Source organism: Vibrio sp. SSH13-20 (assembly GCF_040104475.1).
Classification (GTDB): Bacteria; Pseudomonadota; Gammaproteobacteria; order Enterobacterales; family Vibrionaceae; genus Vibrio; species Vibrio harveyi.
The window spans coordinates 46,753-61,885 of record NZ_JBECOU010000005.1; the positions used below are offsets into that span (position 1 = coordinate 46,753).

Sequence of the window (15,133 nt, forward strand, 5' to 3'; positions counted from 1 at the left end):
TAGAGGCGGGTTGGGTATACACTCAGCGCCAGTTAAACCGATTTTTACTGGAGCCTCCTTTTGCAACTGCAATTGATTTGTGAAGACCCATCTCAACAGTCTCACCTTGATGAACTCGCTGCGCGTTGGCAGCTTTCTCACACTGATGACAGTGACTTTGCCTTAGTCCTAACGACAGAGCGTTTAGAGCTGCGTAAAGTGGATGAGCCAAAGCTGGGTGCAATCTTTGTGGATTTGATTGGTGGTGCAGTAGGGCATCGTCGCAAGTTCGGTGGCGGTAAAGGTCAAGCAATCGCGAAAGCTGCGGGTTTGAACAAAGGCGCAACTCCAACCGTGCTTGATGGCACCGCTGGCTTAGGGCGCGATGCGTTCGTATTGGCGTCGTTAGGTTGTAAAGTCCAAATGGTTGAGCGTCACCCAGTAGTCGCAGCTTTGTTGGATGACGGTTTGGCTCGCGCGAAACACGATCCAGAAATCGGTACTTGGGTATCAGAGCGTATGTCTTTGATTCACGCTTCTAGTCATGATGCGTTGGAGCAATTGGCGCAAGATAAAGGCTTTGTTCAGCCAGATGTGGTTTATCTCGACCCTATGTACCCGCACCCTGAAAACAAAAAGAAATCGGCATTAGTGAAGAAAGAGATGCGCGTCTTCCAATCTTTGGTTGGTGCAGATCTTGATGCGGATGGTTTGCTGGCGCCTGCAATGGCATTGGCGAGCAAGCGTGTGGTGGTCAAACGCCCTGATTACGCCAACTGGCTTGATGAGCAAAAGCCGAGCATGGCAATCGAAACCAAAAAGAACCGTTTCGATGTGTATGTGAAGGCATCAATGGCGTAGTTCAACTAGGGTCTATTGACCTTTTGAGCTGATTTTTGCAGCCGTTTGTGGATTCTTCCTTCTTTATAAACTAAGAAAGAGGCAGAGGCTTTGAAATGTAGTTGCCCTACCTGATAAGCCGATAACGCAGTAGAAAGGAGCCACAAACGCTGCCCAAAGGGTTCGGCTAAAAGCGTTTTACTCTTTGTTGAGAGGATTTTGCTTAGAATGACTAGGCTACAAACCTCTCGCCGCGATTAAAACGCTTTTATCTCGAACAAAATTTAACCGCAAAAGGTCAACAGACCCTAAACACCTGACGACAAAAAACTTCTTCTCACAGCGCCTATTCTGGCGCTGTGTTTGTATCTGGTGTTTGCTCTGCTTATTGATACTTTTCTCTTGCTAATTCGGCATACTGACTGTATATCTAACTAAGAATTATTATTATTTCACTTGTGTGATGCCGTAGAGTAAAACAGTCGAGAATTGGGAAGCTGGAGTAGTAGCATGGCGAAACGTTTATGTAAGATGAGCCGCAAACAGATTGCTGAGAGTTTGGGTGATATTCACCGCCTAGTGGTGGCACCTAAGTTTGTCTGTCGTTCTTGTGCCCGTTCTTCTGCATCGAAAAACACCTTGTGTAAGCCTGCCGCGATTCCACCTCAAAAGTGCCAAGACAAACCGCTGTCTGAGCAACAGGCTTGTGGTCTATTGGCGGAAGCACTGCCAACTTCATCTCTTACTCAAGATACCCCAATCATCATGGCGTCTGAGCAAAGCGCAGAGAAAGCCGCGATCGTTAAACGTGTTGTGGAACGAGTGAAAGAGAAAAAACTGGCAGCAAAAGTCGCATCCGTAACCTCAACCACTAAGCTAGAGGCGCCAGCTATGTTTGATTTGTCAGATAAGAAAGCGCTGAAGAAGGCGAAGAAAGCGGTTAAGAAACATTACAAGCAGCAGAAGAAGTTGCTTAAGTTAGCCAAAAAGCAGCAAAAATTGCTCAAACGCCAGCGCAAGCTTGAAGCGCGAAATGCCAAACTAGAGGTGTTACTGCCAACGCCACCAAACACGTTGTTGAGCACAAACTCGCAAGCCAAAGTGCATTAATCGAATCAAAAAAAACGCTCTCCAGTTGGAGAGCGTTTTTTATTGTCGAAATGTTTTTAGGATTAGCTGTGTTACTTGTTGGCGTAACTCATCTCTACGCGTTTTTTCACCCAAGTTTCGTTAATCCACAGTGATAGCATGATGATCGCACCACCAATGGCAAGTCGCGTCACATCGACATCGCGGTTCCAAATCACGATATTCACAATCAAACCAGCAGGGACGAGTGCGTTGTTCATTACCGCAAGTGCACCCGCATTGACCATGGTTGCGCCTTTGTTCCACGCAAAGTAACCAAAGCCTGATGCAATCAAACCAAGGTAAGTCAGAATGCCCCATTGTGTTGCTGTGGTTGGCATCTTGTCCAAGTTCCCCATCAGAGCAAAAGCGACGGTCGCCACGCACAATGCGCCTAAGTAGAAGTAGCCAAATACCGTGTGCTGCGGCAGTTCAACCGACTCGGTTTCCATAATGTATTTATAGCCGACCTGACCGATGGCAAAACACAGATTCGCTCCTTGTACGACCAAAAAGCCCATCAAGAAGTTTTCATTGATGCCCGCAAACTTAATCCACGCCGCGCCCAGCACTGCAATCGCCGCTGTGACCAAATACCAAGGCGAGAATCGACCTTTCAAGAAGTCATAAATCAAGGTGACGTAAATAGGGGTAAATACGGTGAACAGCAGTACTTCTGGTACAGAAAGGAGTAGGAAAGACTGGTAGTAGAAGCAATACATCAAGCCGAGTTGGAAGCCGCCCACGATCATCAATTTCGCGATCAGAGATTTGCTTACGCCACGGAATTTTAAGAAAGGAATGAAGACTAGGCTCGCCAACGCAACGCGCATGAAAACAGAGAACCAAGAGTCAACCTGACCGGCAAGGTAAACGCCGATCAGGCTAAATGAGAATGCCCAAAGTAGGGTAACTGCGGATAGATAAGCCATGGATGAGAATCTTTATCAACAACAAATGTGCCCGCAGTCTAACCAAGTTTTGAGGTCACGCCAACGCAAATCAGTCTTTTAGCGGTACGACCAGCATATCGACAGGTGAGCAGTTAATAAGCTGACGCGTCGACGAAAGAATCTTGCTCCAGAAGTCTTGGTGATGACCACAAACCACCAAATCAATATTGTAGTCCTGAATGGTGTCGCACAGCTCGTTACTCAAATCACCGCTACCAACTAACGTATGCGTGATTGGGTACTCTGCGTATTCTTCAAAATTCGCTAACTGTGTACGAGACGCTTCCATCGCTTGGTGTTGCGCCTCCGCCATGTTGATGTCGATAAGCCCGGTGTAAAGCTCGGCGTAATTCACATCGATATGAATGAAAGAGACTTTCGCATCCAGAGGTTTAGCCAGTGACACGGCTTTCTTAATCAACACTTTACTGTCGTCTGAGAGGTCGACTGCCACAAGTACGTGTTTGTAACTCATATTGCTATCTCCTTGATAAGGTCATAGTGTCAGATTAGCACTAAGTGTCAGATAATTTTGCTGAAGTGATCTCATATCAATATCGTAGGTACAAAGTGTTGCCACAGTAATCATGTTATAGTGGCGCAAAACGCATGCACATAAATAGGAGTTAACATGCTGTCTCAAACTATGGTTGAACAATTGAATGAGCAAATTAACCTAGAATTTTTCTCATCCAATCTATACTTACAAATGAGTGCTTGGTGTGAAGACAAAGGTTTTGAAGGTGCGGCTGAATTTTTACGCGCTCACGCCGTAGAAGAAATGGAGCACATGCAACGTCTTTTCACTTATGTAAGTGAAACTGGCTCAATGCCAATCCTAGGTGCAATTGAAGCACCTAAGCATGACTTTGCTAGCCTTGGCGATGTTTTCCGTGAAACCTACGAACATGAGCAAATGATCACGGAAAAGATCAATAAATTGGCGCATGTTGCATTTACAAGCCAAGACTACTCAACGTTTAACTTCCTACAGTGGTACGTGGCTGAACAGCACGAAGAAGAGAAGTTGTTTAAAGGGATTTTAGATAAGATCGAATTAGTTGGTGAAGACGGTAAAGCATTGTTCTTCATCGATAAAGATCTAGCACAAATGGCAAAAGAAGGTTCATCTTCAATTATGGGTGCTCCAGCTGCATAACGTGTTCCCGACGCGGTAAGCAGCGGGTTAAGGACGAAGCATTGGTCGTCTTTATCTCTTGAGCATCGTTGAAGATGTAGGGAGGAAAAGATGATCAGTGGAGACACAATCTTATTTGCGCTAATGGTAGTAACGGGAGTAAACATGGTCCGTTATCTCACCGCTCTTCGTTCTTTAATTTACATCATGCGCGAAGCGCATCCTTTGCTTTATCAGCAAGTGGATGGCAATGGATTTTTCACCACCCATGGTAACGTCACCAAACAGGTGCGGCTGTACCATTACATTAAGAGTAAAGAGTATCACCATCATCACGATGAGATCTTTACTGGCAAATGCGAAAGGGTACGCGGGTTATTCATTTTATCGACCGCTTTACTTGGTGTGACCCTACTGGCTGCCTTCATTCTTTAAGCCGGCAAGCTGTGCTTGGAATTTAAGCGCTTTTCCCGCTCGACTTTTGTCGTTAGAATAGCGCCCGCAGAAAGCAAGGATGTGCATTACGCACATCCTTTTTTATTTTTGGACTTACATACCCAAGTGACTTCAAGATGCAGAGTTCAGAGCGTTGTCATTGATTTGAGTTCAAGGAAAACGACGCAGCGTAATAGCTAGCTCTTTCCAAGTTGTTTGACGTAGAAATCGGGTCAATGACACGCTCCCGAAGGGCGAGTTGCCTTGGCTTGTATACTTTGTTGTCGATTTTTGATTTAGACCCACTAAACCTTTAAATCGCCGCCGCGCCTACAAACCAAGTCATCCTCGCTGAACCAAGCATCTCGAGGTTACTTGGGTATAAACCAATCTAAATAAGTAATTGAGCGTTACCCATGAGTAAGAAATTTGATGTTGTAGTAATCGGCGCAGGTGCGGCGGGTTTGATGTGTGCAGCAGAAGCTGGCAAACGCGGACGCAGTGTGCTCGTGCTGGATCATGCGAAAAAGCCAGGACGTAAAATCCTTATCTCAGGTGGTGGTCGTTGTAACTTCACTAACTACGACGTCTCAGCGAGCAACTACTTATGCCAAAACCCACACTTCGTGAAATCGGCGTTGTCTCAGTACACCAACTGGGACTTTATCTCGATGGTCAGCAAGCATGGCATCGAGTTTGAAGAGCGCGATCACGGGCAGCTGTTCTGTGTTGATGCGTTTACTGCAAAAGACATTGTTAAGATGCTACTAGCAGAATGCGATATGCCAAACATCCAACAACGCTACCAATGTGATGTACATTCGATCGAGAAAACCGATGCGGGCTTCCGTCTGCATGCTGGTACTGAAAATATCGAATGTGAATCTTTGGTGGTAGCAACGGGTGGTCTGTCGATGCCTAAATTGGGTGCGACGCCATTCGGCTATAAGATTGCTGAGCAGTTTGAGATCCCAGTGATTACGACTACAGCGGGTCTGGTGCCATTTACGCTACATAAAGAAGACAAAGAAGATTTCGCAGAACTATCGGGCATCGCGATCCCGGCAGAAATCACCGCGCAAGACGGCACCATGTTCAAAGAAGCATTGCTGTTTACTCACCGCGGCTTGTCTGGTCCATCGGTACTGCAGATCTCGTCATTCTGGAAAGCGGGTCAGAAGGTGACGATTAACCTTGTACCGAACGACGACATCTCTGAACTGCTAGAACGCAGCCGCGAGAAACATCCGAACCAATCGTTGAAGAACACACTAGCAAAAGTGCTACCAAAGCGTTTGGTTGAAGTGCTGATTGAACGTAAAGAATTAGCAGATAAACCTCTTAAGCAGTTCAACCAGAAAGAGATGGCAACCATCGTTGAGCGTCTGGAAAACTGGGCAGTAGCACCGAACGGCACGGAAGGTTACCGCACTGCAGAAGTGACCTTAGGCGGCGTAGATACCGATCACCTGTCTTCAAAAACCATGGAATGTAAGAACATCAAAGGCTTGTACTTCATCGGTGAAGTGATGGACGTAACCGGCTGGTTAGGTGGCTATAACTTCCAATGGTGCTGGTCGAGCGGTTTTGTCGCGGGTCAGTGGGTTTAAGCAACATTTTCTTTAGGCTGAGCGTTGTCTCAGCTCAGCCTACCCGTCACTTCAAAACACCATATAGTCTCGTGGGCATGTTGCTTTGGTCGGGAACTCTTTTTCTGAGTTATGCAGCTGCACATCGATGTGTGATATCAACGCCCGGCTATTTTCTATCTCATATTCAATATTGAACGTGATGGGCTCATCGTTCGAGTTTTTGCCATTCACGCTAAGGCAGCCATAGTCGTTGAAATGCACCTCATAGACACTGCTTGTCGACCTCATCAAATGTTTGAACAGTAACTGTTCTTTTGTTGTTGGAGAGCTTACCTCGATACCTGTGAGTGCCTCCTTCGAGAAATACTGCCAATAAGTCTCTGAGATATTTTCCTCTGATGCGTTTGCCAGATAGTTAGCATAGGTTGCGAGCAATGAGGGCGATGTTGGTTGGGCGTGCACAATGGTAAAGCCCATGATACTGAGCAAGAGTAATATTGAGTTCTTCATTTTTTGCTTCTTCCCCTTCGCAATTCAACAAGCCTGTGCAGTTTGGGCTTGGATGTCGAATTAATCAGAAGAAGTTTCGAGAAAGCCCAGATAAAACATGCTGATGTTTTATCCGAGCAGATTACTTTTGCGAACGATCTCTAACGAAACAACTTCTCGGCGCGAACAGGGGCGCTAAAGCGGAAGCCTTGTCCGTAGATGCAGCCGCGCTCGAATAGGTATTGAGCTTGTTCGTCGGTTTCGATGCCTTCGGCGACCACTTTCAATGACAGGGTTTGTCCCATCGCGATGATGGCATTCACGATCGCATTGCTGTCGGTATTGCTTGGAACATCGCTTACGAAAGAGCGGTCGATCTTCAATTTGTTGATTGGCAAACCTTTGAGGTAAGACAGTGACGAGTAACCAGTACCAAAGTCATCAAGAGAGATCTCAATGCCGAGTTCGCGCAGCAAGTTGAGTGATGCGATGGCTTGTTGTGGATCGATCAGTAGGAAGCTTTCGGTGATTTCCAGCTCTAGACGGTGCGCTGGGAATTCTGTCTCTTTTAGAATCACCCCAAGTTTACTGATGAAGTCTGATTGTTGTAGCTGAAGAGCCGATACATTCACCGCAAGCTTGCCAAATTCAATGCCGTTATCCAGCCATGCGCGACCTTGCAAACAAGCTTGCTCCAAGACCCATTTACCAATGCTCTGAATCAAGCCAGTTTTCTCTGCAATCGGGATAAAATCTGCCGGAGAAATCATTCCAAGATCAGGATGTTGCCAGCGTAGCAGGGCTTCTACGCCAACCAGTTCGTTGGCGCTTAAGTTGTATTGCGGTTGGTACGCTAGGTGCAGTTGATTCTTCTCAATCGCTTCATGTAAAGCAGACTGCATACGCACGTGAGACACGGATTTATCGGTCAAATCCGGTGAGTAGAATGCGTAGCCGTTACGACCGTTTTTCTTCGCCAAGTACATGGCAGTATCGGCATTCTTGAGCAAGGTTTCGCTGTCTTGCCCGTCTTGAGGATAACGCGCCACGCCCACGCTGGTGGAGATGCGCAGAGACTCGTTCTTACTGACTTCAAAAGGACGGTTGAACAGGCAGAGTATGTCCTCAATAGTGTCGATCAGCTGCGAATCCGATTCGATATTCGGCAATATGATGACAAACTCATCGCCTCCGATACGTGCCACATGAGCGCGTAAGTGCAGCACATCTTGCAGACGTTCAGCGAGTTTAGTCAGCAGTTGGTCACCACAGAAGTGTCCCATGCTGTCGTTGATGTGCTTGAAGTGGTCGATATCGAGGAACAGAGTCGCAAACGCGTGTTGATGCTTCTGACCGTTCTCAATGTGCTGTTCTAGCAAGCTGATCAAATGCGTACGGTTAGGAAGGTTGGTCAATGGATCGTAAAACGCCATGCGTTGCAGCTTTTCTTCGTGTGCTTTACGTACCGAGATGTCTTCGAACACACAAATGTAGTTGATCAGATGGTTCTTATCGTCCATCACCGCACTGATGGTCGCGAGCTGTGGGTAAATGCTGCCATCTTTCTTGCGATTGATGAATTCACCTTTCCACTGACCTTTGCTTTCTAGCTGACGCCACAACTGTTGATAAAATTCGCGGTCGTGATGCCCAGAACGCAAGATATTTGGGTTCTTACCGATCACTTCTTCTGCTGCGTAACCAGTGATATGGGTGAAGGCGCTATTTACATCAAGAATGTTGGCTTTACGGTCGGTGATCACCATCCCTTCGTGGGAGTTATCGAAGATTTTCGATGCCAATGACAACTGAGTCTCCACCATTTTTCGGCGAGTGACGTTGCGTGTCATACCCAAAATACCAATCAGCTCTCCGGTTTGATTGCGGATTGGCGATTTAATGGTTTCCAGCCAAGTCGGATTGTTGTTGTCATCAATTAGGGTGCACTCTTCCACCGTGTTTTGGCTGCCAGTAGCGATCACCAACTGGTCGGTATCAATGAACTTTTTCGCTCGACGGCTGCTGAACAACTCGAAGTCATTCTTGCCGACGATTTCACTGCCGGTCATTTGCCAAGAGTCTTCAACGCTGCGGTTGGTCATCGCGTAGCGACCATCGGTGCTTTTTATCCACGTGTGGTCTTCTAAGCAATCAATGAATTCTTGTAGGGATGGCAGTAAGTCTGGCAATTGAACATCGTGACGCTGCTGCTCATTATGGTAAGTCTGAGCAACATCAAAGCCGACGCGTCCTGCCAATGCGCTTAACCACCCAGAAATGACAGTATCTTGCTCAGTTGGATGAACCAACGCGAAGGCAGCAAACAGCTCACCGCTCGGCAGCCATACCGGGCAGTAACTCAAGGTTTGATTCTGAAAGGGTGTTTGTTCAACAACAAGCTGAGGATAGATAAAGTGCTCAGTGGCAGGTTCGAGAATCGCGACGACTTCACGATGATGTTGCGGAGATGTCGCCACCTCACTCAAGCGCCATTGGCGAGTGTAGCTGAAAGTATAAAGCTGACCGTGCGCCTGTGTGGCATCACAGCATTGTTGTAGAGCCTGTTTCCAGTCTGTCATCAATGCAGGGGAGATAGCGAAGCGAAACATAATTAATAAAGCATCCTGAAACGCCCTTGGAATAGTATGGTGAACATCTGACTCAGCGTTCATATCGGGCTTTGGCTATATCGTATCCAAAGCCCGAACAAATCCAAGCAAGGAACACTTCATTAATCGAGTAAACTGTTAGCTAGCTCTCTTTTTTATAAATCGTGTCTCATTTTTGCAATGTTTTCGGACGTCATCACTGAGCGGTGTTCGTCTGTTTTTGCTTTTTGCCGAACTTTACTTGTTGAATCACCAAGCCGCTGATGATCAGCACTAAGCCAATCAAAGTAGATGGGTGAATCTCTTCACCAATGATGGTGGCAAGCAACATGAGCGAGATGAATGGTGAAGCGAAAATCAGGTTGCTGATGCGTGCGGTGTTTTCGGTGAGTTTGAGTGCCGTTAGCCACAACACGAAGGTTACGCCCATCTCAAACAGACCAACATAAGTCACTGCCGCCCAACCTTTCGCGGTGATTTGGCTCCAGTCTGCGCCTTCATAAATGCTTAAACCAATCGCAAACGGAATCGCAACCAGAAAGCCCAATAGCACGCCCACCACAGGGTCGGCTTTGTTTTTGGTGTTGAGAATCCAGTAGCTTGCCCACAGCAATGTTGAAAGTAGTGCTAATCCCACCCCAAGCGGACTTTCGAATTCCATTCCTAACACGTTACCTTTGGTGGCAATTACGATGACGCCCAAATAACTAAAACCACAAGCAATCCAATCTTTATTGCGGATCTTCTGACCCAAGAAAACCGCCGCCATCAAGGTGAGCGTGATCGCCCAACTGTAGTTGATCGCCTGCGCTTGGGAGGCCGGCAATAAGTCGTATGCTTTAAACAAGATAAGGTAGTATGCCAGCGGGTTAATCAATCCAAGCAGTAAGTAGTACCAAGGATTGGCAAGAAACGTCGAACTAAGCTGATTCAGCTTGCCCTGTACACCACATACCACGATAAGTGCGATAGCCGAGACAATACTCGCCATGGTCAGCATCTGAATCGGTGAGAATTCCGCCAAAGTCAATTTAAATGCGGTCGCTACTGTTGACCAAAGTAATACCGCTGATAGCCCAAATCCTAGGGCGCGACGCTCGTTCATGATGCCTCTGTGTGATGATGTACCGCTCATCGCTGTTGGTTTGAGCAGGTGTGAGTATGTTGTACGGAGCGCCTAGTGTATGCGAGGATTTTTCATCCAACAAACTGGACATTTATCCAGTATATAAATACCATTATTAAAGATAAAAAACACAGGCTAACTCGCTATTATGCAATGGATTCTTGAGCATCAATCTCTCATTCTGTCTTCTCTTTTTACCGCGACCATCAGCGGTGTTGCAGTGGGTTGGTGGGTTAAACAACGCTTTGCCACGCAAACTCAATTGCTCGAACAACAGCTCTCCTCTGAAAAACAGCTTCATCAACAACAACTTGAACAGGTGAAGCAAAGTCTCGCTGAAGCACAGCAAGAATTGGATGAGCTTGATGACGAGCGCGATAAAGCGGCATTCGAAGTGCGCCAAACTCACGGCAAATTGATGGCGGCGATGGAAAAACTGCGCTATTTCGAAGCAGTGAAACAGGAGCGTCAGCAGTATTTTGATGAGCTAGGGCAGATGCGAGAGCACAAATCGCGTCTTGAAACCCAGCTTGGTGAGCAGCAAGCACGCCACGAACAAATCAACCAAGCCAATGCTGAAAAACTGCAAATTCTTGAGCAGGCAGAAGTGCGTTTGAAGCAGCAGTTTGAACACTTAGCGAATCAGTTGTTTGAAGAGAAAACCGCCAAAGTCGACATGCAAAACCGTCAGAGCTTGGAAGGTTTGCTGTCTCCACTCAAAGAGCAGCTGGAAGGGTTCAAAAAACAAGTTAACGACAGTTTTAGCCAAGAAGCCAAAGAGCGTCACACCTTGGTGCATGAGTTGAAGAACCTGCAACGCTTGAACGAGCATATGACCCGAGAAGCAGTCAATCTGACTCAAGCTCTGAAAGGTGACAACAAGCAGCAAGGCAACTGGGGTGAAGTGGTTCTGGCTCGTGTATTGGCAGAATCTGGTCTGCGTGAAGGGCACGAGTACCAAACTCAGGTGAGCTTGCAAAACGAAGCGGGCAAACGCTATCAACCTGATGTGATTGTTCACTTACCGCAAAACAAACAAGTGGTGGTCGATTCGAAAATGGCGCTGGTGGCGTACGAGCGCTACTTCAACGCAGAGAACGACATTCAACGAGAGCAGGCGCTGAGCGATCACTTAGCCGCGCTGCGCGCCCACATCAAAGGCTTGAGTCTTAAGGATTACCATCAGCTAAAAGGCATCCAGAGCTTAGACTACGTATTGATGTTTATTCCAGTGGAGCCTGCATTCCAAGTTGCGATTCAAGCCGACCCAAGCTTGGTTAAAGATGCGATGGAACAAAACATTATTTTGGTCAGCCCTACCACTTTGCTGGTGGCGCTACGTACGATAGATAACTTGTGGCGCAACGAACGCCAAAACGAAAACGCCCAATTGATCGCGGAACGAGCGGCGAAGTTGTACGACAAACTGCGCTTGTTCATTGACGACATGGAAGGGCTGGGTGGCGCATTAGACAAAGCGAACCAAACGTACCAAGGGGCGATGAATAAACTGGCAACAGGGCGTGGCAACGTGATTCGTCAGGCGGAAAGCTTCAAGCAATTAGGAGTGGAAGTAAAACGTCCAATCTCGCCAGATCTTGCTCAGTTGGCGCAGACAGAGTCATTTTCGGAAAATGCTTCTTTAGTAGAAAGACATCCGGCTGAGGATAAAGTAAACTAATCGCCCGCAGTACAGTGGGCGACCCTATTTGTTATCAACCGCCCCGAAGTGAGAAAGTGCTGCCCAAGAGGAATCAGAATGACGGACACAAGTGTGCAATCAAATACAGCGTTAGATAACGACACTACCCACTTTGGTTTTACCACAGTGGCAAAAGACGAAAAAGTGACCAAAGTTGCCGAAGTTTTCCACTCAGTGGCAGCAAAATACGACATCATGAATGACTTGATGTCAGGTGGCGTTCATCGCCTTTGGAAGCGTTTTACTATTGATTGCAGTGGCGCTCGTCCGGGACAACGTGTTCTTGACCTAGGTGGTGGTACTGGCGACCTGACGGCGAAATTCTCGCGCATTGTTGGCGACCAAGGTCACGTGATCCTAGCGGACATCAACAACTCAATGCTAAATGTGGGTCGTGACAAACTACGCGACAACGGCATTGTTGGTAACGTACATTACGTTCAAGCGAACGCAGAAGAACTGCCGTTCCCAGATGATTACTTTGACGTGATCACGATTAGCTTCTGTCTACGTAACGTCACCGATAAAGACAAAGCGCTGCGCTCGATGTTCCGCGTGTTGAAGCCAGGTGGTCGTTTGTTGGTGCTTGAGTTCTCAAAACCAATCCTAGACCCGCTATCAAAAGTGTACGACGCGTACTCATTCCACCTATTGCCAAAAATGGGTGAGCTAGTAGCGAACGACGCAGACAGCTACCGTTACCTAGCTGAATCTATCCGCATGCACCCAGACCAAGACACGCTGGAAGGCATGATGAAAGAAGCGGGCTTCGAAAACACCAAATACTACAACCTTACGGGTGGTATTGTGGCGCTGCACCGCGGCTACAAATTCTAAGGATAAGCGGTATGCCATTTGAACCTCTTATCACTGCCGTTATTGAAACGACACTAAATACTCTGATTAAAGACGATCCTGAATTGGGTCGTCGTTTGTCACGTCTTAAAGGTCAGGTGATTCAAATTCACCTGAAAGAAATCAATAAGACACTGACGTTCATCTTTAGCCAGCAAATTGATGTTTTGGGTAATTACGAAGGTCAGCCAGATTGTTATCTGTCGCTGAATCTAAGCGTCCTGCCTGAGTTGCGCGATCAAGCCAACATCACTCGCCTTATCAAACAAGACAAGCTTGAACTTGAAGGTGACATCCAATTGGCACAGAAATTCTCTCAATTGATGGTGGATTGCAAGCCAGATATTGAAGAGTGGCTGTCTCGCGTGACAGGTGATGTCGTGGCACATACTTTTGTGCAAGGCACCAAAAACGTCGGCGGTTTCTTTGCTTCTCAAGCAGAAAAACACCAGCGTTATCTTGCTCAAGTGGTAACAGAAGAGTGGAAACTGGCGCCAGCACCGCTAGAAATTGCCCACTTCTGTGACCAAGTGGATGACGTTCGTAGCCAAGCTTCTCGCGTTGAAGCACGTCTAAACGCATTACTAAACAAGTTCGATTCGGATAAGTCTGCGCTGGAGAACTCATGACGCCAGCAGAAATAAAGCGCTTATACCACATCATTAAAGTTCAGCTGGAATACGGCTTGGATGAGTTGTTGCCTGATCATCAACTGACCAAAGCGCCGCTTTTGATGCGCAAAAGCTTATTCTGGATGAAGAACAAGCACCCAGAAAAACCTCTGGGTGAACGCCTTCGTCTCGCTCTGCAAGAACTTGGTCCGGTTTGGATTAAGTTCGGTCAGATGATGTCGACTCGCCGTGACCTTTTTCCTCCGCATATCGCTGATCCTCTTGCGCTTTTGCAAGACCAAGTTGCGCCATTTGATGGGCAGTTAGCGAAAGAACAAATGGAACTCGCTCTGGGCGGTCCATTAGAAAACTGGTTTACTGAATTTGATATCAAACCGTTAGCGTCTGCGTCGATCGCTCAGGTGCATACAGCGCGATTAAAAGACACTAACCAAGAAGTGGTATTAAAGGTCATCCGTCCAGATATTCGTCCGGTCATTGATTCAGATCTAAAACTGATGCACCGAATGGCGCGTATAGTCGCCGGAGCGATGCCTGAAGCACGTCGTTTGAAACCAGTTGAAGTGGTTCGCGAGTACGAAAAAACCTTACTTGATGAGCTCGATTTGCGTCGTGAAGCGGCGAACGCGATTCAACTGCGTCGCAACTTCGAAGGCAGTGAAGAGCTTTACGTACCAGAAGTTTTTCCTGACTTTAGTAATGAAACTGTCATGGTTTCTGAGCGAATATATGGCATCCAAGTCTCTGATATTGAAGGCTTGGAAGCGAATGGCACCAATATGAAATTGCTCGCGGAACGTGGTGTGAGTGTGTTCTTCACTCAGGTGTTCCGAGACAGCTTTTTCCATGCCGACATGCACCCGGGCAACGTGTTCGTTAAACCGGAGCATCCAGAGAATCCGATGTGGATAGGGCTGGATTGCGGGATCGTTGGTACACTTAATAGTGAAGACAAACGTTATCTGGCGGAAAACTTCCTCGCATTCTTCAATCGTGACTACCGCCGCGTAGCGGAATTGCACGTTGATTCGGGGTGGGTACCTGCCGATACCAATGTCGATGAATTTGAATTTGCGATTCGCATTGTGTGTGAGCCAATCTTTGCTAAACCACTGTGTGAAATCTCTTTCGGTCACGTATTGTTGAACCTGTTCAATACTGCGCGTCGATTCAATATGGAAGTGCAGCCGCAGCTTGTATTGCTACAAAAAACGCTGTTGTACGTCGAAGGACTGGGTCGCCAGTTGTACCCGCAACTAGATTTGTGGGAGACCGCGAAACCTTTCCTTGAAGAATGGATGATGAACCAAGTCGGTCCGCAAGCTTTAGTGAATGCCATTAAAGACCGTGCGCCGTTTTGGGCAGAGAAGTTACCGGAACTGCCGGAGCTGCTTTACGATAGCCTTAAACAAGGTAAAGCCATGAATCAACGCATGGATCAGCTTTATCAAGGTTACCGTCACAGCAAGCGTCAGCAGGCGACAGGAAAGTTTTTATTTGGCGTTGGAGCCACTTTAGTCGTATGCTCGGCAATATTGGTGGATAACGCTTATGAGCAGCTATCGATCGCTAGCGGTATCGCAGGGGTCACATTTTGGTTGCTTAGTTGGCGAGCTTATCGTCGATAGACGTTAAACTCTTGAAATAATTTTGTT

The 15,133-nt window shown here is 47.1% G+C and carries 14 protein-coding genes; 9 read left to right on the forward strand and 5 right to left on the reverse strand.

The annotated features are described in order from the left end of the window. Positions 1-60 precede the first annotated feature (60 nt). Positions 61-840, forward strand: a complete 780-nt coding sequence (locus ABMY42_RS15315; RefSeq protein WP_349266518.1) for a class I SAM-dependent methyltransferase — start codon at positions 61-63, stop codon at positions 838-840. Positions 841-1,329: 489 nt separating this feature from the next. Next, a complete protein-coding gene (locus ABMY42_RS15320; RefSeq protein ID WP_061007919.1) occupies positions 1,330-1,929 on the forward strand; it encodes a hypothetical protein in 600 nt (199 codons plus the stop codon). Positions 1,930-2,000: 71 nt separating this feature from the next. Here ABMY42_RS15320 and ABMY42_RS15325 read toward each other — a convergent pair whose 3' ends face one another. Next, on the reverse strand, positions 2,001-2,879 hold the full coding sequence (locus tag ABMY42_RS15325) for a carboxylate/amino acid/amine transporter (protein WP_005434580.1): 879 nt from the start codon (positions 2,877-2,879) through the stop codon (positions 2,001-2,003). A gap of 70 nt (positions 2,880-2,949) precedes the next feature. Further along, positions 2,950-3,375 (reverse strand): universal stress protein UspA, encoded by a 426-nt coding sequence (uspA, locus tag ABMY42_RS15330; protein ID WP_005434578.1) that lies wholly within the window; start codon positions 3,373-3,375, stop codon positions 2,950-2,952. Between the two features lie 156 nt (positions 3,376-3,531). Between uspA and ftnA the strand changes: the two genes are divergently transcribed. The 3 genes from ftnA (at position 3,532) to ABMY42_RS15345 (ending at position 6,083) form a co-directional block, all read left to right on the forward strand. After that, a complete protein-coding gene (gene ftnA, locus ABMY42_RS15335; RefSeq protein ID WP_005434576.1) occupies positions 3,532-4,059 on the forward strand; it encodes a non-heme ferritin in 528 nt (175 codons plus the stop codon). A 90-nt stretch (positions 4,060-4,149) separates the two neighbouring features. Next, a complete protein-coding gene (gene uspB, locus ABMY42_RS15340; protein ID WP_005448571.1) occupies positions 4,150-4,473 on the forward strand; it encodes a universal stress protein UspB in 324 nt (107 codons plus the stop codon). 416 nt (positions 4,474-4,889) lie between these two features. Then, the gene (locus tag ABMY42_RS15345; protein WP_239911943.1) at positions 4,890-6,083 is read left to right on the forward strand and encodes an NAD(P)/FAD-dependent oxidoreductase; all 1,194 of its coding nucleotides are present in this window, start codon (positions 4,890-4,892) and stop codon (positions 6,081-6,083) included. A gap of 51 nt (positions 6,084-6,134) precedes the next feature. On the opposite strand, the gene ABMY42_RS15350 is transcribed toward ABMY42_RS15345, so the two are convergent. The 3 genes from ABMY42_RS15350 to ABMY42_RS15360 form a co-directional block, all read right to left on the reverse strand. Beyond that, on the reverse strand, positions 6,135-6,575 hold the full coding sequence (locus ABMY42_RS15350; protein ID WP_349266519.1) for a hypothetical protein: 441 nt from the start codon (positions 6,573-6,575) through the stop codon (positions 6,135-6,137). 140 nt (positions 6,576-6,715) lie between these two features. Continuing rightward, entirely contained in the window at positions 6,716-9,163 is a 2,448-nt protein-coding gene (locus ABMY42_RS15355) for an EAL domain-containing protein (RefSeq protein ID WP_349266520.1), read from the reverse strand. Between the two features lie 196 nt (positions 9,164-9,359). After that, entirely contained in the window at positions 9,360-10,268 is a 909-nt protein-coding gene (locus tag ABMY42_RS15360) for a DMT family transporter (protein WP_038893757.1), read from the reverse strand. A gap of 169 nt (positions 10,269-10,437) precedes the next feature. On the opposite strand from ABMY42_RS15360, the gene rmuC reads away from it, so the two are divergent. From rmuC to ubiB, 4 genes are all read left to right on the forward strand, one after another. After that, positions 10,438-11,970, forward strand: coding sequence for a DNA recombination protein RmuC (gene rmuC / locus ABMY42_RS15365; RefSeq protein ID WP_005434560.1), 1,533 nt, complete (start codon positions 10,438-10,440; stop codon positions 11,968-11,970). Positions 11,971-12,048: 78 nt separating this feature from the next. Continuing rightward, positions 12,049-12,828, forward strand: coding sequence for a bifunctional demethylmenaquinone methyltransferase/2-methoxy-6-polyprenyl-1,4-benzoquinol methylase UbiE (gene ubiE / locus ABMY42_RS15370; protein WP_005434558.1), 780 nt, complete (start codon positions 12,049-12,051; stop codon positions 12,826-12,828). Between the two features lie 11 nt (positions 12,829-12,839). Continuing rightward, a complete protein-coding gene (locus ABMY42_RS15375; RefSeq protein ID WP_349266521.1) occupies positions 12,840-13,475 on the forward strand; it encodes an SCP2 domain-containing protein in 636 nt (211 codons plus the stop codon). Further along, positions 13,472-15,106, forward strand: a complete 1,635-nt coding sequence (ubiB, locus tag ABMY42_RS15380) for a ubiquinone biosynthesis regulatory protein kinase UbiB (protein ID WP_005434553.1) — start codon at positions 13,472-13,474, stop codon at positions 15,104-15,106. Before ABMY42_RS15375 ends, ubiB begins: the two co-directional genes overlap by 4 nt. The last annotated feature ends 27 nt before the right edge of the window (positions 15,107-15,133 follow it).

Bases quoted from the DNA above. Each gene is read 5' to 3' on its own strand.
- ftnA (WP_005434576.1), top strand. From the start codon at position 3,532: ATGCTGTCTCAAACTATGGTTGAACAATTGAATGAGCAAATTAACCTA.
- uspB (WP_005448571.1), top strand. From the start codon at position 4,150: ATGATCAGTGGAGACACAATCTTATTTGCGCTAATGGTAGTAACGGGA.
- uspA (WP_005434578.1), bottom strand. From the start codon at position 3,375: ATGAGTTACAAACACGTACTTGTGGCAGTCGACCTCTCAGACGACAGT.
- ubiB (WP_005434553.1), top strand. From the start codon at position 13,472: ATGACGCCAGCAGAAATAAAGCGCTTATACCACATCATTAAAGTTCAG.
- ABMY42_RS15345 (WP_239911943.1), top strand. From the start codon at position 4,890: ATGAGTAAGAAATTTGATGTTGTAGTAATCGGCGCAGGTGCGGCGGGT.
- ubiE (WP_005434558.1), top strand. From the start codon at position 12,049: ATGACGGACACAAGTGTGCAATCAAATACAGCGTTAGATAACGACACT.
- ABMY42_RS15320 (WP_061007919.1), top strand. From the start codon at position 1,330: ATGGCGAAACGTTTATGTAAGATGAGCCGCAAACAGATTGCTGAGAGT.
- ABMY42_RS15350 (WP_349266519.1), bottom strand. From the start codon at position 6,575: ATGAAGAACTCAATATTACTCTTGCTCAGTATCATGGGCTTTACCATT.
- ABMY42_RS15355 (WP_349266520.1), bottom strand. From the start codon at position 9,163: ATGTTTCGCTTCGCTATCTCCCCTGCATTGATGACAGACTGGAAACAG.
- rmuC (WP_005434560.1), top strand. From the start codon at position 10,438: ATGCAATGGATTCTTGAGCATCAATCTCTCATTCTGTCTTCTCTTTTT.
- ABMY42_RS15325 (WP_005434580.1), bottom strand. From the start codon at position 2,879: ATGGCTTATCTATCCGCAGTTACCCTACTTTGGGCATTCTCATTTAGC.
- ABMY42_RS15375 (WP_349266521.1), top strand. From the start codon at position 12,840: ATGCCATTTGAACCTCTTATCACTGCCGTTATTGAAACGACACTAAAT.
- ABMY42_RS15360 (WP_038893757.1), bottom strand. From the start codon at position 10,268: ATGAACGAGCGTCGCGCCCTAGGATTTGGGCTATCAGCGGTATTACTT.